This is a genomic window from Haloarcula sp. 1CSR25-25, from assembly GCF_032027985.1.
In the GTDB taxonomy this organism is placed as follows: Archaea; Halobacteriota; Halobacteria; order Halobacteriales; family Haloarculaceae; genus Haloarcula.
The window spans coordinates 11,293-37,264 of record NZ_JAHYBW010000013.1 but is presented as its reverse complement, the minus strand read 5'-3'; the positions used below and the strand labels follow the sequence as shown (position 1 = coordinate 37,264).

Genomic DNA, 25,972 nt, shown 5'->3' with positions numbered 1-25,972 from the left:
GTAACACTCTCGACAGTATTATCGGCCGTATCGTGTACTCAGCGATCAAACCCATAGGAGAGGTCTACACAGTCCTATAACTTAAACTTAATAACAATTCGACTTTCGAGGGACGACGAGAGACGATAGTAGAGCCGCCTGCCTCACCCGTCTCGCTGTGCCGGAAACAGTTGGACGCGATCGACGATCGGTTCGTCCATCGATAGTTCCATCTCGATATCCGTCCTCGTTCGCTCTAACTCATCGAAGCCGATGTTCTCGTAGACGGTAATCGCACGGCTGTTCCCACACGAGACGTTGAGCGTGAGTCCGTCGTGGCCCTGGTCGTCTGCGTGTGCGATGAGGTGTTTGAGTAGCTCCGATCCGATTCCCCTGTTCCTGACGGACTGGTGGAGAAAGATAACGAGTTCAGGTGCGGACGAGGACGCGGGAACGACCGCAGCGTGGCCGATGATCCGGTTGTCGTCTTCGATCACGAGGTTCCAGCCGTTCTCGACGAGCGACGATATCCACCGCTCAATCTGCGGTCGGGTCGTCGGTGGAATCCCCTGCGTTCGACTGAAACTATCGAGGTCGTCGTACATGTCGACGACGGCGTCGAAGTCCGCTGACTCGAAGCGACGAGCGATTCGCGGCACGCCCTCGTTGTCGACGAACCGTGGACAGCGGGGCGGACAGTATTGCGTTCCCTCACACGAGGAGTTGTCCCAGCCAGTACAGGCCGCGCTGTTTCCAGTTCCGCTCATGTATGATGGTACTGCGACAGGGAATGTGTACGTTGTGCCGAATCCCATCGGGTGAGAAAGTGAACGAAACGGGCAGCGTTGGTCATACAATCGGCTACAACTACGTGATCGCATATATTGCCACCCCAGGAGAGAATTCATTCACAAACTCAGCTTTGCGCGTTAGCGTCGGCAATTGAATGAACAAAGGGGTGTTTGATCTCTTAAATAAGGTCTTCGACGCCACGATCATGATCGTAGAACCGGTCGACGCCGGTGACACGTCCCCGGCTTTCTCGGTAATCGCGTCGTCAAGGATGATGTAACCATCCTTCGACCAGCGCGTTGCACCGTGTTTCTGGAGGTCCTCAAGACGTTCGTTGTTGAACTGCTGTTCATCCTAGTCGTACTCGGTGAGGAACTTGTTGAGAGCGCGATTTCCGTTGGCCGGGAGTACTTCAGGAGCGATACCTGCCACGATCTTATTGCTGTCCGCACAAGACCGGTGGCGTAGGTTTTCGCGTGACGGCGTTGTGCTGGTGACAGCGCCCGTCGAACACACGCGCGCACGACAAGAAGTCGGAAATCGTCATCATCCGTCCTTGCTATTCCCTACGTTACGCTCCTATTTCAATGTGCAAAGCTGAGTCACAAAGTCACAGCCAACAGTATCAGTCCCACTCGGGTTCGCGCTTTCCGACGAAGGCGTTCAGTCCTTCATCGAAGGTGTCTGATTCGCTCGCCGTGCGAATCATCTCACGTTCAAATTCCAAGTGGTCGTCGAGTTGTGACTGTGAGGCGCTGTCGACTAGCAGCTTGATTTTTCCGTACACGTCGGTCGGCCCCTTTGCAAGGCGAACCGCCAGTTCTGATGCCTCGTCGAGAAACTCCGTGTGGGATCCCGTGAGGATGCGGTCAGTGATGCCGAGATTCTTTGCTTCTGAGGCAGCTATCGGCCGCGGATCGAAGAGTAAATCTCGCGCTCGATACGGACCGACAGCACGCGTGAGGAAGAAGGGCGTCCCGTTGTCTGGCGTGAGGCCAATACGTGCGTACGCCGTATTTAGCGATGCTTCCTCGTGCATGACAATCATGTCACAGGCGAGGGCAAAACCGAGTCCACCCCCTGCGGCAGTCCCTTCGATAGCGGCAACGACCGGTGCATCGAGTGAACGAAGAGCCTGGATGAACCGGTTGGAGGCCGCCGCAGTGTTATCTATCTTCGGTGGTCGGAGCTCTTGGGGCGTGTCCTGAATGTCTACCAGGTCAGCGCCGACAGAAAAATCATTCTCGCCATAAAGGACGAGACATTGCACCTCATCCTTCAGGTCGGTCACTGCATCGGTGAGTGCATCAACGCTCGTCGCAGTGAACGTGTTCACGTCGTTCTCGTCGGCTTCCATCACGAGCCATGCGACACCAGTGTCCGGATCGATGTCAGTCCGCACGTCCTCGTGATACCGCAGGGTTTCCCCGTTTGTCAGGTCCAGAGACACAGTTATCGAACCCCGAGATACGTTTCGAGCACGTCTTGATCGGCTAGTAACTCGTCGGCAGGTGCCGTCAATTCGATGTGTCCAGTCTCGAGTATATACGCCCGGTCTGCTAACTCTAGAGCCAAGTGTGCGTTCTGTTCGACGAGGAGTATCGTCATCCCTCGCTCGTTCAATCGCTCAATCATATCGCGCACGTCGTCAACGATTTTCGGTGCCAGCCCCTCTGACGGCTCGTCTAATGCCAGTAGTTCGACCGGTGGCCCGACGAGCGACCGAGCGATAGCCAACATCTGCTGTTCGCCCCCGCTCATGGTGCCTGCTCGCTGATCCCGTCGCTCGTCGAGACGGTCGAAGCTCTCATACACCTCCTCCACGGTGAATGTCGTTCCCCGATTTGTTCCCTCGTTGTCGGGCTCGACGCGGTTGGCAATCCGGAGGTTCTCGGCGACTGTCAGGTCGGGGAAGACACGGCGGTCCTCGGGGGTCCACGAGATTCCATGTCGTCGGATCTTGTTTGGTGAGAGACCCTGAATCGGATCACCATGGAGACGGACGTCGCCATTTTTCGGCGGGGTGACGCCCATAATCGTCCGGAGTGTGGTCGTCTTCCCTGCACCGTTCCGGCCGATGAGCGCGACGATTTCGTCCGCCTCAACATTCAGTGACACGTCGTGGAGAACGTGGCTCGGCCCGTAATACGTATCCACGCTGTCCACATCGAGGACAGTCATACCGTCTCACCTCCGAGATACGCCTGCTGGACTCGCTCGTCTTCACGAACAGTCTCGGGCGGGCCAACCGTGAGTAGCGACCCGTTCTCCATTACAGCAAGTCGATCGGCGACGCGCATGACGACATCCATGTCGTGTTCAATAATGACGATAGTAATGTCCTCAGCGAGGTCCTCGACAAGTTCGCGCGTCTCGACGGTCTCTTCGGGGCTCATTCCAGCTGTCGGTTCGTCCATCACCAGGACATCCGGGTTACAGGCCAAGGCGATACAGATCTCCAGATGGCGTTGTTGACCATGTGAGAGCGAGTTCGCGGGTTCCTGTGCGATATCGAGGAGATCGAGACGATCAAGGACTGCTCTCGCAGCGTCTTTTGACTCCGATTTCTGGTCGTGGTGGGACAACAACGCACCAGGTGTCAGTTCCATATTCTGTGCCTGGGCGGCTAACCGAACGTTTTCCAGCGCGGTCAGGTCCGGAAAGAAGTTGGTTATCTGGAACGAACGTGCAAGCCCCCGTTGAACGATTTCCTGCGGTTCAAGACCGTTAATTCGGTCACCACGGAGTTTGATTTGTCCGCTAGTCAACTCGTACCGCCCAGTGATTAGATTGAACAGTGTCGTCTTGCCGGCCCCGTTCGGGCCGATGACAGCAGTTACCTCGTCTACAGGGATTTCGAGGGAAACCTCGTCAACAGCCCGGATCTTGCCGAACTCCTTCGTAACACTGTCCAACGCCAAGAGAGGCGTTGCCATACTCTTGAGAGTGACCTAATAGTATAAATAACTACCCCTATGTGCCGAATTCTGGATTAATTATTTGCTACAATACCCACAAGTTATTTCAATAACCTATCCGTTCAGACTTCTATGCCATCGGAGCGCATGTCCCATGAGAAGCGTAGCATCAAGTGTAGTCGTCGCAAATTCCTCGCAGGCAGCGGAGCCGCGGTCGGTGCCTCACTCGCCGGCTGCCTAGGCGGTGGAAGTGGTGGCTCAGAATCCGTCAAAATCGGATTTGTCCTCCCGTTTTCGGGAACATACTCGTTTCTCGGCGAGAGTATTGTCAACGGAGTTAAACTGCGACTTGACCAGCAGCTAGGCGGTGAAATCGATGGACGCACGGTTGAGTACGTTCGACAGGACACCGGTGCGGACCCGTCAACCGGAGCCTCCATCACACAGGAGTTTCTCCAATCGGAGAATGTGGATTTCCTCGTCGGCCCGGTTTCGAGTGCCGTTGCCGGGGCGATGAAACCAGAGATTGCCAGCGCCGGAAGCGCAATCTGGCTCAATGCTAACGCGGGCAACTACAAGCTCGTGTCGGACAACTGCACAAAATACCACTTCCGTACTTCCTTCAATACCTGGCAGACGAGTGCACCACTTGCGTCGTTCATCAACGATAATATCGCGGACAACGTCGTCCTTTCGTACGCGAACTACACATTCGGACAGCAGTCGAAGAACCTGTTTCGGGAGGAATTCGAAGATGTGGGAGGAACCGTCGTAGACGAAATCGGTGCCCCGCTGGGCACGTCCGATTATTCTTCGTTCCTCCAGGAAATAGAGAACAGCGGTGCTGATGCCGTCTTCTCTTTCTTTGCGGGGAGTGATGCGGTGAATTACATCAAGCAGTTCGACTCCTTCGGCCTCGGCGAGAACATGACTCAGACCGGTAGCGGCTTCCTGTTATCGGCGGATACGCTTCCGGCGCAGGGGACCGGAGCGCTCGGTATGTATTCGCTCCTGCACTATACCCCGACAAAACAGACCGACCGGAACCAGGCGTTCGTTGATGCCTACTCTACCGAGTACGATGCAACCCCGAACGTGTACGCATGTCAGGGCTATGACTCCGGGCTTGCGGCGGAAATAGCGGTTACGGAGGCTGGCGGCACCGATACGGATACGATGGTGTCCGGGCTGGCTGGCGCAGAGCTCGACAGCCCCCGAGGGTATTTAAAATTCAAAGAGTCCACGCATGACCCAGTGATGGATATGGATATCCGTCAGGTCGTTGAGACTGACGATAGCATACAGAACGAAGTGGTAGAAACACTATCGAAGGTCGAAGGGCCGACGTGGGGGTGCAGCCTGTAGCATGATACTCGAAGGGCTAGCGAAAACGACGCTACTCGGCGTTGAGATGGGGATGACACTCGTCCTTGTCACGGTCGGGCTAACTCTCATCTTCGGAATGATGGACGTCATCAACTTCGCACACGGATCGCTGTACATGCTTGGTGCGTATTTCGGGCTCACGCTTGTCTCGGTCACCGGAAACTGGTGGCTTGCCCTACTGGCTGCGCCGTTGCTGGTGGGTCTCCTTGGTGGTCTCATTGAGTACTTCACGATACGGCCGCTGTACGGTCGGAACCCACTCTATCACATCCTGTTGACCTTCGGATTCGCGATACTGCTGCATGGGCTAGTGACCGAAATCTGGGGCGGACAGGTCCAAAACATCGAAACCCCAGCTCTCCTCTCGGGTTCGGTTGATCTGGTCCTGTTCTCGTATCCGTTGTTCCGGGTGTTCCTGCTCTGTGTGAGTATCGCTGTCACGGCCGCGCTGTGGGTAGCCATCCGCCGGAGCGACTTCGGAATCGTCATGCGGGCGAGTGCACACGACTCGGAGATGGTTGACGCCCTTGGAACGGACGTGAGCCGTGTGTTTACGGCTGTCTTTGTCCTTGGATCGGTGTTAGCTGGACTTGCTGGCGTCCTCCTGGGCACGTCACAGGCGGTCGATCCTGGAATGGCTGCGAGCGTCATCATTCAGGCGTTCGCCATCGTTGTAATCGGCGGCCTCGGAAGCTATCGCGGGGCTGTCGTCGGTGCGTTCGTGGTCGGCATGCTCAACGCGTTCGGGCCGACGTTCGCGCCGCAGTTTACTGACGCGCTCCTGTATCTACTGATGGCTGCCGTGCTCCTGATCAAACCAGCTGGACTGTTCGGGAACCCGGAGGGTGCATAGATGGGCGCGAAAGACATCATCGGTCGGCACTTTGCCGCACAAAACCAAACGGATGTGCTCGGCGGTCGTGTCCGACTCGGTCTGCTCGTCGCAGGTGTCATCGCGGTACTGTTTGCGCCAGTTGCAAAGGTGGTCCATCCGTTCTGGATGGACCTTGCGACTCATATGTTCATCTTCGCGTTACTGGCCCTTAGTCTGGACTTCGTCTTCGGGTATGCTGGCCTACTTTCGTTTGGCCACGCGGCGATGTTCGGGGCTGGCGGGTACGCCACTGCACTGCTGATACAGAACGTAACGGATAGTGCACTCGTTGTGCTCCCGATGGCTGTGGTTGCTGGTGCGGTGGTCGCAGCAATCATCGGTTGGCTGAGCGTCTCGGCACGTGGTGTATACTTCGCGATGCTGACGTTGGCGTTCGCCCAGCTGTTCTACACAATCGCGTTCAACGATATTCCGGCGACGTTGCTCGGTATGGAGACAGTGACTAACGGCGATAATGGGCTGGTCGGCATTACGTCGCTGACACTGTTTGGGATGGACACCGGATCACTGATGTCGTACTACTACCTCTCACTAGTGGGTCTTGCGGCGATGCTTGCACTCGTGACACGCCTCGCGAACTCGCCGTTCGGCCGCGTGTTGCAGGCCATCCGCGAGAACGAGGATCGGGTCGCGTTCATCGGCTATAATGTGGACCGATACAAAATCATCGCGTTCACTATCAGCGGCGGGATGGCGGGACTTGCAGGTGGACTCTGGGTGCCGTTCAACAGCACAGCCACCACGTCAATGTTACACTGGACGACCAGTGGAGAGTTGATCGTAATGACGCTTTTGGGTGGAATGGGAACGCTCTGGGGACCGATAGCCGGTGCGTTCCTCGTGGTCTTCCTCGAAGACTCGCTGTCAGCAATCGGTAACTGGGAGATTTACCTGGGCATCGTGTATATCGTTATCGTCATCTTTGCACCACGGGGCCTTTCAGGAATCGTCCAAACGATTCGAGCTAATCCCAACCCAACGGTGCTTCTGTCGGAAATGCGCTCCGCGCTGGCTACCTACAAGCAGAAGGTCTTCTCGTAGGCCGACCCCAATCATTTTTGATGGTCGACCGTGTCGTGGGGAATATGCCCGACTCGAAAGTCACAGACCTCGAAGCGGCAGTCGAACGTATCGACTCTGGAAGCTCGGTAGCTATGGGACTCGCACTCGAACATGCGATTCCGTTCGCTGCCGGGCACGAACTCATTCGACAGGAGACCGACGACTTGACCCTCATCGGCCCGATCAGCGACCTACTATTCGACCAACTGGTGGCTGCGGACCTCGTCGATAGTGTCCGCGCAGCGTGGGTCGGAAACGTGAGCGCTGGTACCGGTTACAATTTCAGACGAGCCGTTGAAGCCGGTGACCTCACCGTGGAAAACCACTCGAATTTCAGTATAGCGTTGTCGCTGAAAGCGGGTGCGATGGGCGTTCCGTATCTACCGACGCGCTCGCTACTGGGGAGCGATATCTTCGAGGAAAACGACCAGTTCAAAGCGACCGAGGATCCGTACTCGGGGGACCGGATCGCGCTAGTCCCTGCCATCCGACCGGACTGGACCGTTGTTCACGTTCAGCGAGCCTCCCCGTACGGTGATGCGCATTTCTGGGGGAATTCCGGTGTGATGATCGAAGCGGCCGACGCTGCGGACCATACCCTCGTTATCGCCGAAGACATCGTCGAGCCTGAAGTGATCAAAAGCGATCCCAGCCGGACAATGATAACCAGAGATTCGGTAACAGCCGTCACAGAAGTACCCTGTGGGGCACACCCATCACCACTCGCAGGCCGTTACAACCGCGACAACGACTATTATCTCGACTACGCCAAACGAACGAGCAGCCAGGAGGAAGCCGCTTCGTGGTTGGACGAGTGGGTCTACGGTGTCTCGGACAGAGCCGAATACATGGAGAAAATAGACCGCGACTTGGGTATCTCTGATCCGACTGTTGCCGCGGAGGTGGAGTATGGTCAGTGAGTCATATACGGATCGGGAACTGATGGTCGCCGCTGCGGCGCGAGAAATTGATGACGGTGACACAGCGTTCGTCGGGATGCGTCTCCCGCTGATTGCCTTTCAGGTCGCGGTGAGTACGCACGCATCGAATGCCATCTCCGTATTCGAGAGCGGTGTGATGCGCGACGAACCGGCAAGCGATTTCTTGCATACGATGTGTGACCTACCGAATCTTGATGGGGCCCTCTCAACGACGAGCATGATGGACATTATGTCACGGCTCCAGCGGGGCGACATCGACGTGGGATTCCTTGGCGGCGCGGAGATTGACCGGTACGGGAACCTGAACACGACCCGTGTTTCGTCAGACTCAGGTGAGATACGGTTGCCAGGTAGCGGCGGAGCCTGCGACATCGCCTGTCTGTCCCAGCGGACGGTCATCCTGATGCCACACGAACCACGTCGGTTCGTGGAAGCGGTCACCTACAACACGAGTCCCGGTTACGGTGACGGGGGCAATTGGCGCGCTCGGGAATCTGTTCCGGGTGGTGGTCCGGATACACTCGTCACGACGAAAGCTACTTTTGGATTCGACGACCGCGGTGAAATGTACGTTGACTCACTCCACCCAGGGGTTGAACTCGCTGAAATTACTGAGGATTTCCCGTGGACTCTCAAGACTACAGCGGAGGTTACTGGTGACACAATCAGCCGAACTGACCCGCCATCCACTACCGTGCTAGAACTGATCCGGAAGTTCGATCCAGACGGCTTCTGGACCCGCTAAAGAGACCCCAGGAAACTGTGGGTATTAATTACCGAAACTAACAAATATGATGTTCTTCATTGTCAAAATGAGACATGCAACAGAACCTACCCGAGTCGTATCTGCCTGATGCAGCGCACGAACCGGAGCGGATGTTCACGTTACCCGAGACAGATTATCCGTCCCATATCAACGTCGCAGAGGAACTGGTCGATAGTCACATTGAGGCGGGGCGTGGTGATAACGTGGCTATCCGGTTCCGTGACCAAGACATCACCTACCGTGAGCTACAGGACCGAGTCAACCGATTCGGAAACGCGCTCAAGAACCTTGGGGTCGAACCTGGCGACCGCGTGCTGGTCCGGTTCCCCAACCGACCGGAGGCTATCATTTCGTGTCTCGCCGTCCAGAAGATTGGTGCGATTCCGCAGCCTTCGATGAAACTGCTGCGAGCGAAGGAGCTCACACACATCCTCGACGATGCTCAAATAACCGCTGCAGTCGTCTACGACGACCTGCTGGATGAGCTTGAAGAGGCAGTTGATAATGTTGATATCGTTGAAGAGGTCATCGTGGTCGACGATGTCGGTGTGGAGCATAACCGCCCGAGTTACCAGGATCTCATCGACGACGCAAGTGACGAACTCGATGCCCACGACACAGAAGCCACTGATCTCGGATTGATGCTCTACACCAGTGGGACGACCGGTCGACCAAAGGGGGCCGTTCACACCCACTCAGATATCCTCGCTACGGCTGACGGGTACGCGAGGTACTGCCTCGAGGCAACAGAAGACGATGTCTTCGGTGGGAACCCGCCGCTCCCCTTCGCGTACGGGTACGGTGACCTGGTCACGTTCCCCCTCCGATTCGGTGCGACGACCAGCCTCGTCCAGGACGCGACCCCTGAGTCGCTTCTCGAAGCTATCGAAAACCACGGTATCACCGTTTTCTGTTCGGTTCCAACGGCGTACAACCAGATTCTCTCGAAGTATCCCGACGGACACGAGGAGTACGATGTAAGTTCACTTCGACTTGGGCTCAGTGCCGGTGAGCCGTTGGCGCCACATACGTTTGACGAAATCAATGAAAAGTACGGTATCGACATCCTCGATGGGATTGGGACCACCGAGATGTTGCATATTTTCATTTCACACCGGCACACGGACGAGATAGATCCCGGTGCTACGGGATTCCCAGTCCCCGGCTATGAAGCGAAGATCGTGGACCCTAAGACAGGCGAAGAGTTGGAACGCGGCCGATCCGGGCAACTAGCCGTTCGTGGACCGACCGGAATCACCTACTGGAACCGGCCTGAAAAGCAGAAAGAGGTCATCGAAGACGGGTGGAGTTACCCCGGAGACATCTTCGTTCAACGCGAGGACGGTCGATTCGAGTATCAGTCTCGACAGGACGACCTCATCATCTCCAGCGGGTACAATATCCCCGGTCCTGAAGTCGAGATGGTTCTTGAAGAACGAGATGAGGTGCAGGAGGTCGCTGTCATTGGCGCGCCAGACGAGGAACGCGGTGAAATCGTCAAGGCGTACATTGTGTTGGCCGAAGACGTCGAGGAAAGCGATGCTCTCATTACAGAACTACAGGATTATGTCAAGAACACGCTCGCACCCTACAAGTATCCACGAGCCATTCAGTTCATCAACGAACTCCCTCGGACGGAGACAGGCAAGATTCAGCGGACCCACCTGCGAGAGCGCGAACAGCCAGCGTCGTAACTGGTAGTTGATACCGCCGATGAAGTGACTCGGTATTCCTGTACGCCTTCTTCGGACAATTGAGTATAGACGCTGGACCTGTTACTGATGAACGACGACCAGACTGGCAAGAGCAGGCCTTGTGTGACAGGCATCAACCGAAGCCGTTCTTCTCTGGTTAAGTACGGTATCAAGGCCTCAGGTAGAATTTACGGAGATTGAATACAGTTCTGTTTACAGTAATAAACAGTTATGAATTCTAAATGTTATAACTAACGTACTACTGTTATTTCGAGAGAACATACTGAAGACATTGATCAACTCCAAGTTCCTGAGATTAAATAAATACACCAGAGAATAACAGGAGTACACATATTATACCCACTTCAGCTAAACATTCCATTTTCAATAGTTAATAGTTAACAATAGTTGGGGCGAATATTGAAAAATCCGGGTTCCTAACTCCCGTACACCTGTTATTTTGAGATGGCCTGTTTGACGATATAACCAGTCGCTTCAAGAAGCATACTGGAATGGTGTATACGGTAATCGTATACATCGACTTGATACAAGATGCCACTGTGCATTCATGATTGAACGGAGAAAATCCACTGGAGAACCTACGGTCCCTCGTTTGCTCTTAGCTTCAGATCCGAACGAGGCTTAGCGACACAGGTGAGGACGTATCCATCGCCCTTCTCGGTTCCTGAGAGGAACATCGCCTCGGTTTGCTGGACCTCGCCTTCTTCCAGACGGAGCGCGCTACAGACACCACAGACACCCATTCGGCATTGGTATGGGAGATCCAGACCTGCCTCATCGGCCGCTTCGAGGATTGTCTGGCTCTCGGAGACCTGTATCGACTGGTCGATGTCGACGAACTCGACAGTGTGAGTCGTGACCATGATTATAGTTCGTACTCGTAGACGTGCTCTATCGGCTCGAAGTCGAGTTCCTCGTACACCGACACTGCTTTTTCGTCGCCGTGGATGATATCGATACGGCAGAACTCAATGTCACGCGGGTGGTCACGAAGCCAGTCCGCGGCTGAGTCGATCAGTTCGCTACCGATGCCCGAGTCGCGGTAGCCGTCTTTCACGTAGTGACCGTTGATGTACCCGTGGTCCTTGAGCCGGAATATCGGGTGGTCACCGACCACACGAACTTCGATGACACCGACAAGTTCGTCATCGTGTTCGGCAACAAAAACGGTCCCGTACTTCGAGTCAAGCAGTTGGTTCTCGAAGTACTGGAGCCATCGCTCGTTGGCCTCGTCCTTGTGTTCGTACCTCTCGTCGTACTTTGAGAGGTGGTCCGTGAAGCCATGCCATAGTTCGATGAGTGCTGCACTATCATCTTGCTGCGCCTCTCTAATTTGCGCTTCCATGACACACCGTAGGACCTCTTCTGATAAAAAAGCGTTCCCATTCTCTGACCGGTTTCTGCGCATTTAGAGGAAGTTTTATATACTAGGAAACCAATGATAAATCGTGTCGAACATGTCCGCAGAACCAGCCACGCTCTCTGAAGAAGAGTTTAAGGAGCAGCTACAGAACGGAAAGATGGTCGAATCCGTTGACGAGATGACTGAGGGATACCAGAAGGCCCTCAAACAAATCCTGATGGTGTCGGCAGACACCGAAATCATGAGCGCCCCCGCGTATTACGAGCAATCGCTCAATGCGCCGAGTCTTGATGCTCGTGCATCGTGTGTGAGTGTCATCCAAGATGAGCTCGGCCACGGCCACATCGCCTATCGGCTACTTGAAGACCTGGGTGAAGACCGTGAGGACCTCATCTTTGACAGGGAACCGCACGAATTCCGCAACACGTACGGATTCGACCAGCACATCGACAACTTCGCCGAACTCGTCTGTGCTCACGGAATGTTTGACCGGGCAGGCATAACCCTGCTAGGCGACATCCACGAAAACACCTCTTATGCGCCTTGGAAACGCGCACTGACCAAAGTGTCCAAAGAGGAGCAGTTCCACCTGCGTCACGGCGAGACATGGATGCGCCGGCTCGCCAACAAAAACGAGTCCACGAGGCAGAAGGTTCAGGAAGCCGTCGACTGGATGTTCCCGATGGCACTGGAATGGTTCGGCCTGCCGGACGATAAGAAAAAACACGACGACCAGCTGGAATACCGGATCAAAGGGAAATCCAACGACGAACTCCGCCAGGACTGGCTCGGTCGCGCGATGCCGTTCCTCAACGAGATCGGTATCGATACACCGGCCCACTTCGACGAAGAGGCTGATGAGTACGTCATCGACTACGACTTCCCAGTTGCCTTTGACGAGGAAAACAAGGAATGGGACTTCGACAACCCGATCTCTTGGGATGACGTCATCGATCGCTGGCGTTCCCGTGGTCCGGCCAACGAGAAGTACGTCGAGATGATCCAGTCCGGCAAGGTCGACGTGATGCCCTGACCGTAGCAATATGAGCAAAAGTACGAAGACGGATATCAACGACATGGGGTTCGGTCCGTTTGACATCGGCCCTGATGGCACCGAAACGAAACTGGAACGGGAGGTCTGGCAGAACCTCGACGAGATCCCTGACCCACACATCCCACTGAGCCTGGTCGAGATGGCGATGATATACGATGTTGACGTGGACGAAGAGGGAGTGGCCCAAATAGACATATCGTTCCCGTGTATGGGCTGTCCCGCATATGAGTTCATCCACGACGACATCCGCGGCTGCCTGCGGACGATGAGCGGGATCGACGACGTCGAGATCGATGTCGTCTGGGAGCCCGTGTGGTCAAAAGACATGCTAGACGATGAAGCGCGAGAAAAACTGCGAGAATCCGGGATTGCACTATGAAATACGAAGTGTTTGCACGAATCAGAGCGGGCGACGAACTGCTCCACGTCGGTAACGTGGACGCCCCGAACGACAAACTAGTGAAAACGTACGCCAAGACGACTTTCGACGAGGAGGACTGGGACCGAATGGTCGCCGTCCCTCGGGAGGAACTCATCGAAGTGACCGAAGCGCAAATGGCGGAATCTCCGCCGGTGAAAGACGCATGACTGATACATGGAACGACGACGCTAGCGACTACGTACAGGCCATCGCCGACACGAAACTCATCATCTCACACCGGTATTCCGAGTGGATGCTTTCGGGACCGGCGCTTGAAGACGACATTGCGGGGGCGAGCGCCGCACAGGACGAGATCGGACACGTCCGACAGCTGTTCGAGAAGCTCTCGGATCACGGTCGTGACCAGTCATGGTTACAAGGTGACCGTGCCCCGGAAGAGTTCAACAATGCTGGTTGTCTCGACGATAGCGCCGACACGTGGACAGAGTTCGTGGTGGTCGCAAACCTCGCCGAACGTGCGGCCTGGTATCTCATCGACTCTATCTCACACGAGGATTTCGATGGACTCGGAGAGCGCATCGGTCAGGACGAGTACTTCCACCTAGAACACCTCGATGCGCGCCTCAGCCACCAGGCCGAGGAGAACCCCGACGCTGTTGAGGCTGCCCTCGTTGAGGCCGTTCCAGCCGCGCTCGCGTTTATCGGACCGGCAACTGGCGACGGTGAGGCGGACCCGCTCATCGAGTCCGACTTCGTCGACCGTTCGATAGCCGATATCCGTGACGGGTTCGAACAGCACTACCGGTCGCTCTTCGGAGGGACGGCTGTCGATGTTTCGACTATCGATTGGGATGCTCCCGACGCGGATTCGTGGGATGCAACACGCCGCCGTGTGGACGGAGGTCATGTCGACCCGGAAGTTGTCGAGGCGCTTCAGGGCGTCAAAAACGCCGAATACGCCAGAGCCTGACCCATGAGCGCATCTGAAACCAACTCCTCGTCCGAGCCGATACGACCGGAGTGCCCGTTTTGCGGGTCGAACGACACCGAGCAGGAGTCAGCCTTCGGATCGGAAATCTCCAAGAGTCAGTACTACTGCCACAGCTGTAACACGATGTTCGAGCGGCTGAAGTACGACGGCAAATCTCCCGATACTGGTCGCTAACGCACAACGCTCCCCAGTTCGGTTGCAGATGAATCCGTCTTAATAGCTACGGCACTCTTTCTTCTATTTATACTCTCCGGTAGTTTTAAGTACTGATGGTGTGACGTATAGATTGCACCAATGGAACCATTTGACCAGTTAGACCTGGAGTACTTCCAGACAGAAGTTGAGAACCATGTCGGAATTCTTCGAATCGATCGCCCGCCTGTGAACGCTCACAATATCGACGTCCTGCTTGAGCTGCAGCGAGCCGTCGAAGGGGTCCGATTCGACGACAACGTTCGCGTTGCTGTCTTCGGCAGCGCCAACGAGGACTTCTTCTCGACTGGCTTCGACATCCAGGCACTCCAAGAAGAAGAGGCCCACCAGATCGGATACGCGAGCCAGACCTCGAAGGAGATCATCATGAAGATGCGGACGACGGACACCCTGTTCATTGCGGCCGTTAACGGGCACTGCATGGGTGGTGGCTTGGAGCTTGCCCTCGCCTGTGACTTCCGTTTCGTCGGCGACGACGACGACTACCGTGTCGGAATGCCCGAAGTCAACCTCGGACTCATTGCCGGCGAGGCTGGCACGCAGCTCCTGCCGCGGTACATCGACCGCTCCGAGGCCCTCCGCATGATGATAACTGGCGACAACTATACGCCACAGGAGGCCTTCGACAAGGATATTTTCGACGAGATTCACGATCCGGAAGACCTCGAAGACGCCGTCTTCGAGTTTGCCGAGCAGGTCGTTGAAAAGCCCGCCGGGGCTGTCGGCCACAATAAACTCGCCGTCAACGAGGGCATGGAGATGCCGCTCTGGGACGCACTCTCCCACGAGCGAGAACTGCAGAACGCCCTCCTCGGCTCTGATTCAGCGAAGGAAGGCGTCGACGCGTTCCTCAACGACCGAGAGCCGGACTTCGTCGGTGTTGAACTCGGAGAAGAACAAGCGCCCAGCGCGGACGACTAGAGCGACAGCGATTCCGTCGCGACCGTTGTCTGTTGAATTTCGGTCGTTCCGCCGATGAGGCTCAGTATTTTTGCGTCACGGAAATATCGTTCCAGTGGATAGTCCGTCCGATATCCCTTTCCGCCGTATATCTGCATCGCGTTCCGGGTAACGAACTCCGAGACGTCGCTGGCGTAGTACTTGGCCTGGCTCGATTTCCGCGTGTTTCCGCCGTTCGTAGCGATTGCCGCTGCGGATTCGTACACGAGATGCCTGGCCGCGTCGAGTCGGGTCCCCATCTTTGCCACGAGGACCTGTACTGCCTGGTACTCGCCGATAGCGTTCCCACCTTGCCGACGCTCGCTCGCGTAGTCAACGGCCTCGTCGTGGGCTGCCTGTGCGATACCCGTCCCGATGGCTCCCAAACCGGTTCGTGCCATGTCTATCGTCCCCATCGCGATCCGGAAGCCTTCCCCGACGTTGCCAAGCAGGGCGTCCGATCCGACTTCAACCCCCTCAAGCGTCGAGTCACCGGTGACGTGACCGCGCATCCCCATGAACTCCGCGCGGTCGAATCTGAATCCTGACACCTCGCCAACGCCCGGAACCAGGAACACGCTAACGCCGTGTGAGTCCGCAGGCTGTGGCTGTTTGCGAGCGACGACGAGATGGATATCTGCGACGCCAGCGTTCGTCCCGAAGGACTTCTCTCCTGTGAGCCGATACCCATCGTCGCTCTCTTCAGCGACTGTTTCGAGTTCGGTCGGAGAGCTTCCCGCTCCCGGTTCAGTTAGCAGCATCGACCCGACTGATTCGCCCGCGACCATCTCCGGCAGATACGCTTCTCTCTGGGCCTCTGTTCCGTGCTGCAGAATTGGTAGTGTCGCGAAGGTGTGGCCCTGTATCGTCTCGGCGACGGCACCGCTCTCACGGGCGACCCGTTCTAGTGCGAGCGCATACGAAATAAAATCAGAATCAAGGCCACCGTACTCTTCGGGAACCATTATCCCGAGGAGGCCAGCGTCACCTGCGGCTTCGATAACGTCGCGCGGGAACTCGTCGTTGGCCTCAATAGCTTCCACTCGCGGTGCGAGGACGTCTTCGGCGAACGTGTCGGCGCGGTCTCTGATGTCGCGATGCTCGTCGGATAGGGAGCGTTCTAGCAACTCCATACAGTTTCCCCTCGGCCCAGCGTAATTAATATTACGTGCTTGCTGATTTTCGGCGCTGTTGGTGTCACACGGGATAGCGTTACCCATCCCTAGAGCCAAGGGACCAGAGATTCTGTTGTAATACATGGCATTCGAAACGCTGAATATAAGTGTCAACTCCGATGGAGTCGCAACCGTCCGTCTGGATAACGGGTCAATAAACGCAATAGACCAGCAGATGCGCCAGGAACTCGCAGAAGCAGTCGACGTGCTCCGTGAGGAGCGCGTCCGCGTTGGCGTTATCGTTGGGAGTGGAGATGTCTTTTCCGTCGGGGCCGACATCGAATTGTTCGAGGCCGCACAGGAGTGGACACCGGCGGAGTTTCGCTCTAACTCACGGATTCTCGGGCGTGCGTTCGACGGCCTGGAGACGATGGAGAAACCAGTCCTCGCTGCTATCGACGGAACCTGCGTCGGTGGCGGTCTTGAACTCGCACTCGCCTGTGATGTCCGTATAGCTGCTCCTGATGCCACGCTTGGCTTCCCAGAGCATAATATCGGACTCATTCCGGGGCTGGGTGGCTGTTCTCGCTTTGTCCATCTCGTGGGTCCCGGCGTTGCGAAAGATATGATATTCAGTGGCGAGCTAATTGAGGGTGACCGAGGCCGTGAGATCGGCTTGATCGAACGGGTGGAAACCGATCCAGAAACTGCTGCCCGAGAGTACGCAGACTCACTCCTTGACCAGCCGCCACAGGCGCTCGGCTTGGCGAAACGTGTCGTCAACGCAGCACGCGATACTGACACGCAGACTGCCGGTGTCATTGAGTCATTCGCACAAAGTACACTGCTGGAAACGGCGGACCACGCCGAAGGATTACGAGCGTTCAGGGAGAAGCAGGAACCGGAGTTCTCCGGCGAGTAACAGAGTTGTATCTCCCGAATACTATACCGGTTCCCACTACTGCAAATCTGAACAATAAAAAAGAATCTAGATGCCGAAACCCGGTGGCGCTACCGGGTGATGTTGACGTTGACGTTCTTCGCCTGCGTATACTCCTTGATAGCCTCGGTCCCCTGTTCGCGACCGACACCACTCTCTTTGAAGCCACCGAACGGTGTCTGGGGGAACGTCTGTGGGTACTCGTTGATGCTGACCATCCCGTAGTCAAGGCGTGCAGCAGCATCGTGAGCCTTGTTGATATCCGAAGTCCAGATGCCTGCACTCAGTCCGAACGGAGAGTCGTTCGCAATCTCGATGGCCTCTTCGTAGTCCGAGAACTCGATGACCGACAGGACAGGGCCGAATATTTCCTCGCGAGCGATGGTCATGTCGTTCGTCACGTCGGTGAAGACCGTCGGTTCAATGAAGTAGCCCTGGTCTTTGTCATCGGGGGTACCGCCGCCGGTTGCGACTGTAGCGCCCTCTGCAACCCCAGTCTTGATGTATTCAAGCACCTCGTCGCGGTGTTCCGCACTCACTGCAGGACCCATCTGGCCGTCGTCGTCGATACCGCTTCCGAGGGGCGTCGCCTCCGCGCGTTCGATGACCTGTTCGACGACTTCGTCACTGACTTCGTCGTGTACGAGGAGGCGTGATCCAGCCCAGCACATCTGTCCGCAGTTCATGAAGATGCCGTAGTGGACGCCTTTCGCGGCAGCTTCCAGATCCGCATCTGGGAATATCACGTTCGGCCCTTTCCCGCCGAGTTCCAGCGTGACGCCGGTGACGTTATCGGCTGCTTCAGACATGATGTGTTTGCCGACGCCAGTGCTTCCAGTGAAAGCGACGTGGTCAACGGCTGGTTCGTTCACTAGGGCACTCCCGGCCTCGGAGCCGGTCCCTGGAACCACGTTCAGCACACCGTCCGGGAGTCCAGCCGCTTCGGCGGCCTTCGCGTAATACAGCGCCGAGAGCGGCGTCGTGTTCGATGGCTTGAGGACGGCGGTGTTTCCACACGCGAGCGCCGGCGCGAGGCTGCGGCCGGCAAGCTGGAAGGGATAGTTCCAAGGGGCGATATGGGCTGTGACGCCGAGCGGTTCCTGAAGGGTGTAATCGAGCCGATTTCCGGGTACCGGTATTGTCTCCCCTGTCAGTTTGTCCGCCCAGCCGGCGTAGTACCGGAACGTGTCGATGACCATCTCGATGTCGAGTCCCGCCTCGAACGGTGTCTTCCCGTTGTCATGGGATTCGACGAGGATGATTTCGTCCGATATCGCCTCGATCTCGTCGGCCATTGCCCCGAGAACTGCGCCGCGATCGCTCGGTGCCATTTCCCGCCACTCCGAACCACGCTGTGCGGCGGCATCCGCCGCAGCAACGGCGTCGCTCACATCCTCTGCGGAAGCACAGGCAACTGTCGCATACGTTTCCTCTGTCGCAGGGTCGAGCGTCTCTATCGTCCGCTCGTCTTCGGCAGTGACCCATTCACCGTCGATATACAAGTCTGTTGGACCGTCGTAGCTCACACTCAGAAAATCAGTCTCGTCCTATATACATCTTTTCACTACGCTAACTTACCGGAACTCCGGCCGCTCGTCGTTGAGGAACGCATTCACCCCGATTTCGTGTGCCTCACTCCCGTACGCAAGTGTCTGGAGGCGGGCTTCTCGGTCGAGGGCCTCGCGGAACGGCCGCCCGATGTTTTCGTGGATTCCACGCTTTGTCAGTCCCAGCGTTTCGGTCGGTTTCGAGGCCAGTGTCGAAAGCAAGTCGTCGACAGACTCTTCGAGTTCATTTTCGGGGATTACACGGTTGATGAGATCCATCTCCGCCGCTTCCTCGGCGTCGAAGAGTCGACCCGTCATTGTCAGTTCCTTCGCCGTTCGAAGTCCCACAAGCGCGGGTAGGAGGAACGTCCCACCGGAATCTGGGATCAGGCCGACGTTAGCGAATACCTCGCCGAACCGTGCGCTCGTGGCGGCATAGGCGAAGTCACACGCAGCAGCAATGTTCGTTCCGGCCCCGACCGCGTCGCCATTAATCTTCGCGATTACCGGATAGGGGGCCGTCAGTATCGTTTCAATGACGGTGTTGAGCGTCGACTGGACACGGTCGTATGCTTCAGTAGGCCGCTCGTCACGCTCGGCCATTGCCATTATATCACCGCCGGCGCAGAACGCGTCGCCGTCACCTGTGATGACCAGCGCGCGGGCGTCTTCCGCAGTCGCTGTCTCCAGTGCGTCGATGAGTTCTCTTGCTGCCTCGGCAGTGAACGCGTTCTTCGACTCTGGTCGATCGAATATAACGGTGTGCACACGGCTCTCTACCTCAACTCGAACCATGTATGATCTGTCGTGTGGAGTGATATAAATTATCCGGACCCCGAATCTTTTAGTCGTCGGTGAATATCATACTGGTATGACCGATGCGTATCTCATCGGAGCCGGACAGTCAGACTTCGGGTCGTTCCCCTCGGAGTCGTATCGGTCCTTGTTCGACAACGCGTTCGACGAGGCCGTAGAAAGTGTCGACAGTGAATTCGACAACGACCGAATAGACGAGGCCTTTCTCGGCACACTTGGTGTCGGTGGCAGGCAGCTCGGGTTGAGCGGGCCGGCTGTCACAGAGCATCTCGGACTCCACGGGATTCCAACAACACGGGTTGAGAACGCGTGTGCGGCCTCCGGATATGCGCTCCGGCAGGCCGTGATGGCAGTCCGTTCCGGCATGGCCGATGTCGCGCTTGCCGGGGGCTACGAGGTAATGACGGACATGAGTGGTGACCACACCAAGTGGTGGCTCGGGGTCAGCGGCGAGACGGAATGGGAACGTCTCTCCGGGACGACGTTCGCGGGCGTCTATGCGCAGATGGCGAGCGCATACATGCGCAAGTACGACGCGACACGTGAAGATCTCTCTCGCGTCGCGGTCAAGAACCACGCAAACGGGGCACAGAACCCACATGCGCAGCTCGGTTTCGAGTGTACGCTGGAAGACGCGATGAACGCACCGGACGTCGCTGCTCCGCTGAACCTCTACCACTGCTGTCCGACGACAGACGGGGCGAGTGCAGCTCTCATCGCAAGCGAAGAGGTTGCATACGAACTTTCCGACACCCCGATTCGCGTCGCGGGTGCTGGCGCAGCTAGTGGCCGTGTTGGGCTGTTCCAGCGGGACTCGCTGACGAGTATTCCTGCATCTGAATACGCGGCTGACCGTGCCTACGAGGAAGCCGACATCCAACCAGGCGATCTCGATTTCGCGGAAGTACATGACTGCTTTGCCATCGCCGAACTCGCCGCATACGAAGATCTTGGCTTCTGTGACCGCGGCGAAGCCGCACAACTCCTCCGAGATGGTACCACCGACCCCGATGGTGAGATTCCGGTGAACACGTCCGGCGGCCTCAAATCAAAAGGACATCCTATCGGCGCAACAGGAACTGGACAGGCAGTCGAGGCGTTCGCACAACTCCGTGGCGAGGCCCACGTCCAAGTCGACGGGGCAAGCGTCGGGCTCACGCACAACGTTGGTGGCTCCGGTGGTGGGGCGACCGTCCACGTGTTTGAGCAGGCTGACGGAGGTGCACGATGAGTTCCGATCGTGGTATCATCGCGACGGGCGTGACTGTCCCACACCTGCGTCTGGATGGTGCTGAAATAGAAGCTGCGTGGGGGACATCGGCACCAGTTGAACAGGCAGCTGTCCCGACAGCTGATGAGGATTCGCTTACGATGGCGGTCGCCGCGGCTCGCGACGCTATTGAGTCGAGTCGACTCGTATCGAATGACGTCGAACACCTCGCCGTCGCGACAACGACACCCCCGCTTGAAGAAGAGGAGTTCGCTCCCCGGATGGTCTCAGCACTCGGTCTCGATACCGATAGCACGGTCAATACAGCGACCCAGAGTACGGTTGCCGGTGCAGACGCGCTGTTATCGGCCGCTCGTGCCGACGGCCCATCTCTCGCTGTCGTCTCTGATGCTCCGGCTGGTGACCCTGCTGATGTAGGTCAACGGGTCGGTGCTGGCGCTGCCGCGTTCCTGTTTGCTGCGGATGGTTCGGTCATCCTCACCGACACGGCAACACGTTCCCGCGACGCTCCGGGTATCCGATTTCGGGAATCCAGCACCGAGACCGTTGAGGGACTGGATATCACATCGTACGAACGAGATATAATTCGGGACCTCGTGGCCACGTCGGTCGATGCACTCGACGTGACTCCTGATGACGTCACCGGAGTCAGTCTCCATCAGCCGACAGGCGATATCCCCCACCGGATTGCCGGGTCGTTACCGTACGATGCTGAGACGATATCACGCGGAACACTGGTCGACGAGATCGGTGACGCTGGCGCGGCAACACCAGCACTCGGGCTGCTAGCCGCCATCAATGCCAGCGAGCCAACTTCACAGACCGTCGCCGGGTTCTTCGGTAGCGGTGCGACGGCTACAGCACTTACTTTCGAAACGCGAGCGCCCCTCGCCACCGATGTCGACGAGGCTCTCGCCGACGGTGTCGAAATTTCCTACGCCAAGACCCTTCGTGAACGTGGAACGATTGGCGAAACCGAGGTCGCCGGCGGCGGCGCACATGTGAGCCTTCCTTCGTGGCAGCGCTCGATCCCCCAGCGCTATCGATTAGAAGCCGGTCAATGTCCCGCTTGTGGCGCTGTGGCATTCCCACCCGAAGGGGCCTGTCCGGACTGTCATGAGCGAGTCCAATTCGATACCGTCTCGCTCCCTCGGACCGGTGAAATCGTCGCCGTGACTGTCATCGGCCAGGGCGGCGCACCACCGGAGTTCGTCGAATTCCAGCGCCGGGACGGACCGTTCGCGGTCGCCATCGTGGAAGTTACGGCTTCTGACGGTACAGCGCGGTTCCCGGTTCAGATGACCGACTGTGATCCGGAGGCCGTGTCCGTCGGTGATCGTGTCGCTGGGGAGTTCCGGAAAATCTACAGCGTTGAGGGCGTCACGCGATATGGACTGAAATTCACACCAGAATAACTCGCCGCCACATCTTCAATCGAACCCGAAGCTGTCCCACATCTCTGTGACGGTTTGTCGAACCGCATCCGGGTACGACGTTTCATAGGTCACTCGCGGCGCGATGTACTCCTCGTCCCATCGCGGGTCCCAGGTGGCACTGATGAACAGCCGCGACCCCGGACTGCCGTCGGTCCGGTACCGTGGCGCTGTCGCTGCGGGCGCACACGGCTCACTGAACACCCAGTCCTGTGAGGGGTGTGCTTTCACCCAAATGTCGTCGAGCGGCCGAGAGAGGTCAGCCGCCGAGGTGTCCTCGTCTAGGATCAGTATCTTATCGAATAGTTTCGAGAACGAGAACAGTGTGTTCGCCAGTTGCCACTCGAACCCAGCGTACAGTATCTCCGAGGCGACGACGCACATCCCAAGCGATGCCTCCGCTGGGAGCCGAATCCACTCCGCCGGCTCGATTCCCCAGTAGTTGTTCACGCGGTAGCGCAGCCGGGCTGATTCGGTGATACCGACGAGGTGGATGTCATCGGTGAGTGGGGCGCTGTTCGGGACGAACGGAACCAGTGGTGACTCCCGGTGGTGAACGGAGTCGACAACGATATCGACGACCGCTGTGTCCATCGCCACCTCCAACATCGAACTCTCGTCACCGGCCAACACACCAGTCCCGATATCCGCGAGCTCCCCTGTGGCGAGTACTTCACTGTCCGCTGGGACTGTCTGTCCGGCGAGCTGTGCGACCGACACAGCATCAGACCGTGTACTAGGACGCATACTGCCAGTCTGAGTCCGGTCGAGCCAGTGGAGAACAGTGTTTGTCAACGCCGCTGCCGGAACCCCCAGCGAGAGCGTGACTCCGTTACCCGATTCGAGGGGGGCAGCTGCTGGAACGACTGCACGGAGGCGATTCGGGCCTCGGACTGTACCACGGGCCGGGAGCCACGTCGTCTCTTCGCCGTCGTCGACGGCGAGCAATCCGAGGCTAAACGCCGGTGGTTCACCAGGTGTACCAGGCGGTAGCCCGAGTTCGTAGCAGTTCACATCGGATTGTTCCGCGAGGAGTTCAGCCTGGTCGGGCTCGGTCGTTTCCGCAAGCGGTGCGGCGACGCGCTCAATGACACGCTGATAGGGGACATCCGGTTGCATCCCGAATGCGACTGCCATTCTTTCCCATGGCTTTTGTTGGGACTGCGTCGTTTGCTCCGGGCCTGCCAGCGCGCCAGTGACTGGCGTCACGATGCCGTCAGTCGCAGCAAAACGAACTGCTGGGCCGTTCGATCGGAGTGCCTCAGCACCGACTGCGCCGATATCTTCGCTCTGGATCCTCTCCTCGATTGTTAAAAGGTCGTCCTTGGTATCGAGCGTATCCACACTGTCCCGAAACGAACGTGTCCCCGTCATTGGCTCTCACCGAGCCCCGTCTTGACGGGTTCGCCTCGCTTGTTGTCTATCCCTGCGGTTTCAAGTATCTCTCGGACGCGCTCCCGACGCTCCCCGTCCATGTTGAGCCCGCCGGTTCGGCGTTCTGCACCGTCGGGACGAGTCGCGTCGATGTATGTCTTGGCGGTTTTCGATTTCGACGTCCCCATCTGAACGTCGCCTTTCTCTTCTGGTGTCTGGTAGATGTTGAGCGGGACCTTCGGCATCGATTCCGCTCCAAACTGGTGGAAATCCGTGTCTGGGTCAGCATGTAGCGCTATCGCTTCGAGGACAGCGCGCTGGTTGAACGGATCGACGTCCTCGTCGACGAAGACGAAGAAATCCACGTGGAGCATCCCCCAAGTCGTAAAAATGAAATTGGCTAATTCGTGGAGCTTGTCCGGGCGCGACGTCGCTGTCGAAATCACGTACACTGTTCGCGGCGAGAACGGCCAGGGCGCGAGTTTCTCAACGTCGAAGCCGGCGGCACGGAGGCCGAGCGTCGCATCGGGGCCGACACAGGCGACTTCCATGGACGAGGTCGTGTTATGAGCGTAGCCAACCTCGGACCACTCGACACGGAACGGAATATACGGTCGGTCACGGTGGGTGATGGCATCGATTTCGAGTACTGGCATCGACCGACGCGGGCCGTGCATATACCCGAAGTAATCTCCGTATGGACCCTCGTCGAGCCGGCTGTTCGGGAGGATTCTCCCTTCAAGAATGATCTCCGCCGTCGCCGGTACCAAGAGGTCGTTTGACTCACACTGGACCAGTTCGACTGGCTCGCGTTTCAGCCCACTCGCAAATTCCGCCTCGTCTCGCCCGGTTGGGATCCACATCGCCGAGACGCATTCGACTGCTGGCTCCGCCCCGATGGCGATTGCCACCGGCATCGGTTCGTCGTGGCGCTCGTACTTGTAGTAGTAGATGTTCGGTGTTTGCTCGCCAGCTAGAAGTAGAACGCTTGCACGCGTATTATCGTGGAGCATTGCCCGATGGGACGACCAGTCAGTCCACGCCGTATCTCGGTCGGCAGCGATGAGTGTATGCAAGTTTGAGTAGCGACCGCCGTCACCGACGTGAAGAAATGGCCACGGAAACGAGAGCAGATCAAAGTCGTCGGTTCTGACAGTGTCCTTACACGGGGCATCATCGTCGTCGATGACTGTCGGGGATAGCGGCGACCGGACTCGGTCTATTATCTCTTCGTAGTACCCGTCAGTCGTCTTGACGTCCGTCAGTCCAAGCGCCATCGCGATGCGTTTCCACGGTTTCCCACGCGGCCCGCGATACGGGTCCCCGACCAGCCGCGAGTCGGACGTGTCACTCACGTCTTCGAAGACCGGAATTTGGGTGTCGCATTCGTTCGCCTGCATCGTGACTGCACTTGCCTCGAGGTTCCACGAGATGCGTTCCTCGATTCGATTGCACTGTCCGTGGTCGGAGAGGCGGTCAAGGTATTCACGAAAACTGTCGACGGACCCAATTCCGTCGGTACTCATTTGTGCTCACCGAAAGCGGTCGACATCTCGTCGCGCATCTGTTCGGCTTTCACATCCATATAGGCATCTAGAAGTTCTGGATAGTCATCCTGCATGTGCGCGCTGATGATGGTCCGGACAGCCTCGGACACCGAGTCGAACTCCTCAATAGCAACGAGATATTGCAGCAAGGCACGAGCATCCTCGGAACGAGCATTGATTACGTTCGATTCAGTCCGACTGTATTCGATACAGTCGCGCAGGATTTCTTCATCGATCTCATCAAGTTCAGGATTTGACTCCAGAATTTCAATATACCAGTCTTCTTTGATATTCTCGTGTGGACCCCGAACCACAGTCAGTGGCTCCGGATCGTCCAGATCAGTCGCTGACTGGGAGACCCGGGCACGGGTCATGAATATCTCCTTCGTGTCCGTGTCAGTCACCTGGAGTCGTATTTCACCGTCGGTATCGTCGGGCAAGTTCTCTTCGGCGGTGCTGTATTTACTCATGGTCGAATGCTCAAAGGCAGGTCATCAGCCTCTAAAACGGTGTAAACAGCGGTAATATTTATAATTAATGTTCCTATAGATTGAGTTCAGCAACCGACGGTTA

27 protein-coding genes and 1 pseudogene are annotated in these 25,972 nt (G+C 57.2%); 15 read left to right on the top strand and 13 right to left on the bottom strand.

Annotation, left to right across the window (positions count from 1 at the left end; translation table 11 throughout):
* Positions 1–143: 143 nt before the first annotated feature.
* The 5 genes and pseudogenes from KZ498_RS23450 to KZ498_RS23430 all read right to left on the bottom strand — a co-directional run bounded on the left by KZ498_RS23450 (position 144) and on the right by KZ498_RS23430 (position 3,707).
* Positions 144–746, bottom strand: coding sequence for a GNAT family N-acetyltransferase (locus tag KZ498_RS23450; RefSeq protein ID WP_312622027.1), 603 nt, complete (start codon positions 744–746; stop codon positions 144–146).
* Between the two features lie 221 nt (positions 747–967).
* Positions 968–1,321: pseudogene (locus tag KZ498_RS23445) on the bottom strand (IS701 family transposase); the annotation flags it as partial.
* A 75-nt stretch (positions 1,322–1,396) separates the two neighbouring features.
* Positions 1,397–2,221: an enoyl-CoA hydratase/isomerase family protein gene (locus KZ498_RS23440; protein WP_312622026.1), complete on the bottom strand. Its 825-nt coding sequence runs from the start codon at positions 2,219–2,221 to the stop codon at positions 1,397–1,399.
* Positions 2,222–2,223: 2 nt separating this feature from the next.
* Complete coding sequence (locus KZ498_RS23435; protein WP_312622025.1) at positions 2,224–2,952, bottom strand: ABC transporter ATP-binding protein; 729 nt, start codon at positions 2,950–2,952, stop codon at positions 2,224–2,226.
* On the bottom strand, positions 2,949–3,707 hold the full coding sequence (locus tag KZ498_RS23430) for an ABC transporter ATP-binding protein (protein ID WP_312622024.1): 759 nt from the start codon (positions 3,705–3,707) through the stop codon (positions 2,949–2,951). Before KZ498_RS23430 ends, KZ498_RS23435 begins: the two co-directional genes overlap by 4 nt.
* A gap of 114 nt (positions 3,708–3,821) precedes the next feature.
* Here KZ498_RS23430 and KZ498_RS23425 point away from each other — a divergent pair, with 114 nt between their 5' ends.
* The 6 genes from KZ498_RS23425 to KZ498_RS23400 all read left to right on the top strand — a co-directional run bounded on the left by KZ498_RS23425 (position 3,822) and on the right by KZ498_RS23400 (position 10,433).
* The gene (locus KZ498_RS23425; protein WP_312622023.1) at positions 3,822–5,054 is read left to right on the top strand and encodes an ABC transporter substrate-binding protein; all 1,233 of its coding nucleotides are present in this window, start codon (positions 3,822–3,824) and stop codon (positions 5,052–5,054) included.
* A 1-nt stretch (position 5,055) separates the two neighbouring features.
* The gene (locus KZ498_RS23420; protein ID WP_312622022.1) at positions 5,056–5,928 is read left to right on the top strand and encodes a branched-chain amino acid ABC transporter permease; all 873 of its coding nucleotides are present in this window, start codon (positions 5,056–5,058) and stop codon (positions 5,926–5,928) included.
* Complete coding sequence (locus KZ498_RS23415) at positions 5,929–7,011, top strand: branched-chain amino acid ABC transporter permease (RefSeq protein ID WP_312622021.1); 1,083 nt, start codon at positions 5,929–5,931, stop codon at positions 7,009–7,011.
* Between the two features lie 20 nt (positions 7,012–7,031).
* Positions 7,032–7,952, top strand: coding sequence for a CoA-transferase (locus KZ498_RS23410; protein WP_312622020.1), 921 nt, complete (start codon positions 7,032–7,034; stop codon positions 7,950–7,952).
* Positions 7,942–8,718 carry a CoA-transferase gene (locus KZ498_RS23405; RefSeq protein WP_312622019.1) on the top strand — a complete coding sequence of 259 codons (777 nt, stop codon included), beginning with the start codon at positions 7,942–7,944 and terminating at the stop codon, positions 8,716–8,718. Before KZ498_RS23410 ends, KZ498_RS23405 begins: the two co-directional genes overlap by 11 nt.
* Positions 8,719–8,792: 74 nt before the next feature.
* Positions 8,793–10,433, top strand: a complete 1,641-nt coding sequence (locus KZ498_RS23400) for a benzoate-CoA ligase family protein (RefSeq protein WP_312622017.1) — start codon at positions 8,793–8,795, stop codon at positions 10,431–10,433.
* Positions 10,434–11,032: 599 nt separating this feature from the next.
* Here the strand turns inward: KZ498_RS23400 and KZ498_RS23395 are convergent.
* Together KZ498_RS23395 and KZ498_RS23390 are read right to left on the bottom strand one after the other, a co-directional pair.
* Complete coding sequence (locus tag KZ498_RS23395) at positions 11,033–11,317, bottom strand: 2Fe-2S iron-sulfur cluster-binding protein (RefSeq protein ID WP_312622015.1); 285 nt, start codon at positions 11,315–11,317, stop codon at positions 11,033–11,035.
* Positions 11,318–11,319: 2 nt separating this feature from the next.
* Positions 11,320–11,799, bottom strand: a complete 480-nt coding sequence (locus KZ498_RS23390) for a GNAT family N-acetyltransferase (RefSeq protein ID WP_312622013.1) — start codon at positions 11,797–11,799, stop codon at positions 11,320–11,322.
* A gap of 175 nt (positions 11,800–11,974) precedes the next feature.
* On the opposite strand from KZ498_RS23390, the gene KZ498_RS23385 reads away from it, so the two are divergent.
* From KZ498_RS23385 to KZ498_RS23360, 6 genes are all read left to right on the top strand, one after another.
* On the top strand, positions 11,975–12,850 hold the full coding sequence (locus KZ498_RS23385; RefSeq protein WP_396276194.1) for a Phenylacetic acid catabolic protein: 876 nt from the start codon (positions 11,975–11,977) through the stop codon (positions 12,848–12,850).
* 10 nt (positions 12,851–12,860) lie between these two features.
* On the top strand, positions 12,861–13,250 hold the full coding sequence (locus KZ498_RS23380) for a metal-sulfur cluster assembly factor (RefSeq protein WP_312622012.1): 390 nt from the start codon (positions 12,861–12,863) through the stop codon (positions 13,248–13,250).
* A complete protein-coding gene (locus KZ498_RS23375) occupies positions 13,247–13,459 on the top strand; it encodes a phenylacetic acid degradation PaaB family protein (RefSeq protein WP_312622011.1) in 213 nt (70 codons plus the stop codon). Before KZ498_RS23380 ends, KZ498_RS23375 begins: the two co-directional genes overlap by 4 nt.
* A complete protein-coding gene (locus tag KZ498_RS23370) occupies positions 13,456–14,223 on the top strand; it encodes a Phenylacetic acid catabolic protein (RefSeq protein WP_312622010.1) in 768 nt (255 codons plus the stop codon). The genes KZ498_RS23375 and KZ498_RS23370 overlap by 4 nt, the downstream gene beginning before the upstream one ends.
* A 3-nt stretch (positions 14,224–14,226) precedes the next feature.
* Entirely contained in the window at positions 14,227–14,418 is a 192-nt protein-coding gene (locus KZ498_RS23365; protein ID WP_312622009.1) for a hypothetical protein, read from the top strand.
* A gap of 120 nt (positions 14,419–14,538) precedes the next feature.
* Positions 14,539–15,378, top strand: a complete 840-nt coding sequence (locus KZ498_RS23360; protein WP_312622008.1) for an enoyl-CoA hydratase/isomerase family protein — start codon at positions 14,539–14,541, stop codon at positions 15,376–15,378.
* Here the strand turns inward: KZ498_RS23360 and KZ498_RS23355 are convergent.
* Entirely contained in the window at positions 15,375–16,529 is a 1,155-nt protein-coding gene (locus KZ498_RS23355; RefSeq protein WP_312622007.1) for an acyl-CoA dehydrogenase family protein, read from the bottom strand. The two genes, KZ498_RS23360 and KZ498_RS23355, sit on opposite strands and share 4 nt — an antisense overlap.
* 124 nt (positions 16,530–16,653) lie before the next feature.
* Between KZ498_RS23355 and KZ498_RS23350 the strand changes: the two genes are divergently transcribed.
* Complete coding sequence (locus KZ498_RS23350) at positions 16,654–17,433, top strand: enoyl-CoA hydratase/isomerase family protein (RefSeq protein ID WP_312622005.1); 780 nt, start codon at positions 16,654–16,656, stop codon at positions 17,431–17,433.
* 89 nt (positions 17,434–17,522) lie between these two features.
* Here the strand turns inward: KZ498_RS23350 and KZ498_RS23345 are convergent, their stop codons facing one another.
* Together KZ498_RS23345 and KZ498_RS23340 are read right to left on the bottom strand one after the other, a co-directional pair.
* On the bottom strand, positions 17,523–18,977 hold the full coding sequence (locus tag KZ498_RS23345) for an aldehyde dehydrogenase family protein (protein WP_312622004.1): 1,455 nt from the start codon (positions 18,975–18,977) through the stop codon (positions 17,523–17,525).
* Positions 18,978–19,025: 48 nt separating this feature from the next.
* Positions 19,026–19,793: an enoyl-CoA hydratase-related protein gene (locus KZ498_RS23340; RefSeq protein ID WP_312622002.1), complete on the bottom strand. Its 768-nt coding sequence runs from the start codon at positions 19,791–19,793 to the stop codon at positions 19,026–19,028.
* Positions 19,794–19,869: 76 nt separating this feature from the next.
* Between KZ498_RS23340 and KZ498_RS23335 the strand changes: the two genes are divergently transcribed.
* Together KZ498_RS23335 and KZ498_RS23330 are read left to right on the top strand one after the other, a co-directional pair.
* The gene (locus KZ498_RS23335) at positions 19,870–21,045 is read left to right on the top strand and encodes a thiolase domain-containing protein (protein ID WP_312622000.1); all 1,176 of its coding nucleotides are present in this window, start codon (positions 19,870–19,872) and stop codon (positions 21,043–21,045) included.
* Positions 21,042–22,460, top strand: coding sequence for a zinc ribbon domain-containing protein (locus tag KZ498_RS23330; protein ID WP_312621998.1), 1,419 nt, complete (start codon positions 21,042–21,044; stop codon positions 22,458–22,460). Before KZ498_RS23335 ends, KZ498_RS23330 begins: the two co-directional genes overlap by 4 nt.
* A 15-nt stretch (positions 22,461–22,475) precedes the next feature.
* On the opposite strand, the gene KZ498_RS23325 is transcribed toward KZ498_RS23330, so the two are convergent.
* Genes KZ498_RS23325 through KZ498_RS23315 form a run of 3 tightly spaced genes read right to left on the bottom strand, consistent with a single transcriptional unit; the run spans position 22,476 to position 25,869 of the window.
* A complete protein-coding gene (locus KZ498_RS23325; RefSeq protein WP_312621997.1) occupies positions 22,476–23,852 on the bottom strand; it encodes a UbiD family decarboxylase domain-containing protein in 1,377 nt (458 codons plus the stop codon).
* Entirely contained in the window at positions 23,849–25,378 is a 1,530-nt protein-coding gene (locus KZ498_RS23320) for a UbiD family decarboxylase (protein WP_312621996.1), read from the bottom strand. The genes KZ498_RS23325 and KZ498_RS23320 overlap by 4 nt, the downstream gene beginning before the upstream one ends.
* Complete coding sequence (locus KZ498_RS23315) at positions 25,375–25,869, bottom strand: hypothetical protein (protein ID WP_312621995.1); 495 nt, start codon at positions 25,867–25,869, stop codon at positions 25,375–25,377. Before KZ498_RS23315 ends, KZ498_RS23320 begins: the two co-directional genes overlap by 4 nt.
* Positions 25,870–25,972 lie beyond the last annotated feature (103 nt).

Bases quoted from the DNA above. Each gene is read 5' to 3' on its own strand.
- KZ498_RS23415 (WP_312622021.1), top strand. From the start codon at position 5,929: ATGGGCGCGAAAGACATCATCGGTCGGCACTTTGCCGCACAAAACCAA.
- KZ498_RS23360 (WP_312622008.1), top strand. From the start codon at position 14,539: ATGGAACCATTTGACCAGTTAGACCTGGAGTACTTCCAGACAGAAGTT.
- KZ498_RS23320 (WP_312621996.1), bottom strand. From the start codon at position 25,378: ATGAGTACCGACGGAATTGGGTCCGTCGACAGTTTTCGTGAATACCTT.
- KZ498_RS23340 (WP_312622002.1), bottom strand. From the start codon at position 19,793: ATGGTTCGAGTTGAGGTAGAGAGCCGTGTGCACACCGTTATATTCGAT.
- KZ498_RS23400 (WP_312622017.1), top strand. From the start codon at position 8,793: ATGCAACAGAACCTACCCGAGTCGTATCTGCCTGATGCAGCGCACGAA.
- KZ498_RS23390 (WP_312622013.1), bottom strand. From the start codon at position 11,799: ATGGAAGCGCAAATTAGAGAGGCGCAGCAAGATGATAGTGCAGCACTC.
- KZ498_RS23435 (WP_312622025.1), bottom strand. From the start codon at position 2,952: ATGACTGTCCTCGATGTGGACAGCGTGGATACGTATTACGGGCCGAGC.
- KZ498_RS23395 (WP_312622015.1), bottom strand. From the start codon at position 11,317: ATGGTCACGACTCACACTGTCGAGTTCGTCGACATCGACCAGTCGATA.
- KZ498_RS23335 (WP_312622000.1), top strand. From the start codon at position 19,870: ATGACCGATGCGTATCTCATCGGAGCCGGACAGTCAGACTTCGGGTCG.
- KZ498_RS23370 (WP_312622010.1), top strand. From the start codon at position 13,456: ATGACTGATACATGGAACGACGACGCTAGCGACTACGTACAGGCCATC.
- KZ498_RS23385 (WP_396276194.1), top strand. From the start codon at position 11,975: ATGGTCGAATCCGTTGACGAGATGACTGAGGGATACCAGAAGGCCCTC.
- KZ498_RS23330 (WP_312621998.1), top strand. From the start codon at position 21,042: ATGAGTTCCGATCGTGGTATCATCGCGACGGGCGTGACTGTCCCACAC.
- KZ498_RS23315 (WP_312621995.1), bottom strand. From the start codon at position 25,869: ATGAGTAAATACAGCACCGCCGAAGAGAACTTGCCCGACGATACCGAC.
- KZ498_RS23350 (WP_312622005.1), top strand. From the start codon at position 16,654: ATGGCATTCGAAACGCTGAATATAAGTGTCAACTCCGATGGAGTCGCA.
- KZ498_RS23425 (WP_312622023.1), top strand. From the start codon at position 3,822: ATGCCATCGGAGCGCATGTCCCATGAGAAGCGTAGCATCAAGTGTAGT.
- KZ498_RS23450 (WP_312622027.1), bottom strand. From the start codon at position 746: ATGAGCGGAACTGGAAACAGCGCGGCCTGTACTGGCTGGGACAACTCC.
- KZ498_RS23410 (WP_312622020.1), top strand. From the start codon at position 7,032: ATGGTCGACCGTGTCGTGGGGAATATGCCCGACTCGAAAGTCACAGAC.
- KZ498_RS23325 (WP_312621997.1), bottom strand. From the start codon at position 23,852: ATGACGGGGACACGTTCGTTTCGGGACAGTGTGGATACGCTCGATACC.
- KZ498_RS23420 (WP_312622022.1), top strand. From the start codon at position 5,056: ATGATACTCGAAGGGCTAGCGAAAACGACGCTACTCGGCGTTGAGATG.
- KZ498_RS23355 (WP_312622007.1), bottom strand. From the start codon at position 16,529: ATGGAGTTGCTAGAACGCTCCCTATCCGACGAGCATCGCGACATCAGA.
- KZ498_RS23365 (WP_312622009.1), top strand. From the start codon at position 14,227: ATGAGCGCATCTGAAACCAACTCCTCGTCCGAGCCGATACGACCGGAG.
- KZ498_RS23405 (WP_312622019.1), top strand. From the start codon at position 7,942: ATGGTCAGTGAGTCATATACGGATCGGGAACTGATGGTCGCCGCTGCG.
- KZ498_RS23375 (WP_312622011.1), top strand. From the start codon at position 13,247: ATGAAATACGAAGTGTTTGCACGAATCAGAGCGGGCGACGAACTGCTC.
- KZ498_RS23430 (WP_312622024.1), bottom strand. From the start codon at position 3,707: ATGGCAACGCCTCTCTTGGCGTTGGACAGTGTTACGAAGGAGTTCGGC.
- KZ498_RS23380 (WP_312622012.1), top strand. From the start codon at position 12,861: ATGAGCAAAAGTACGAAGACGGATATCAACGACATGGGGTTCGGTCCG.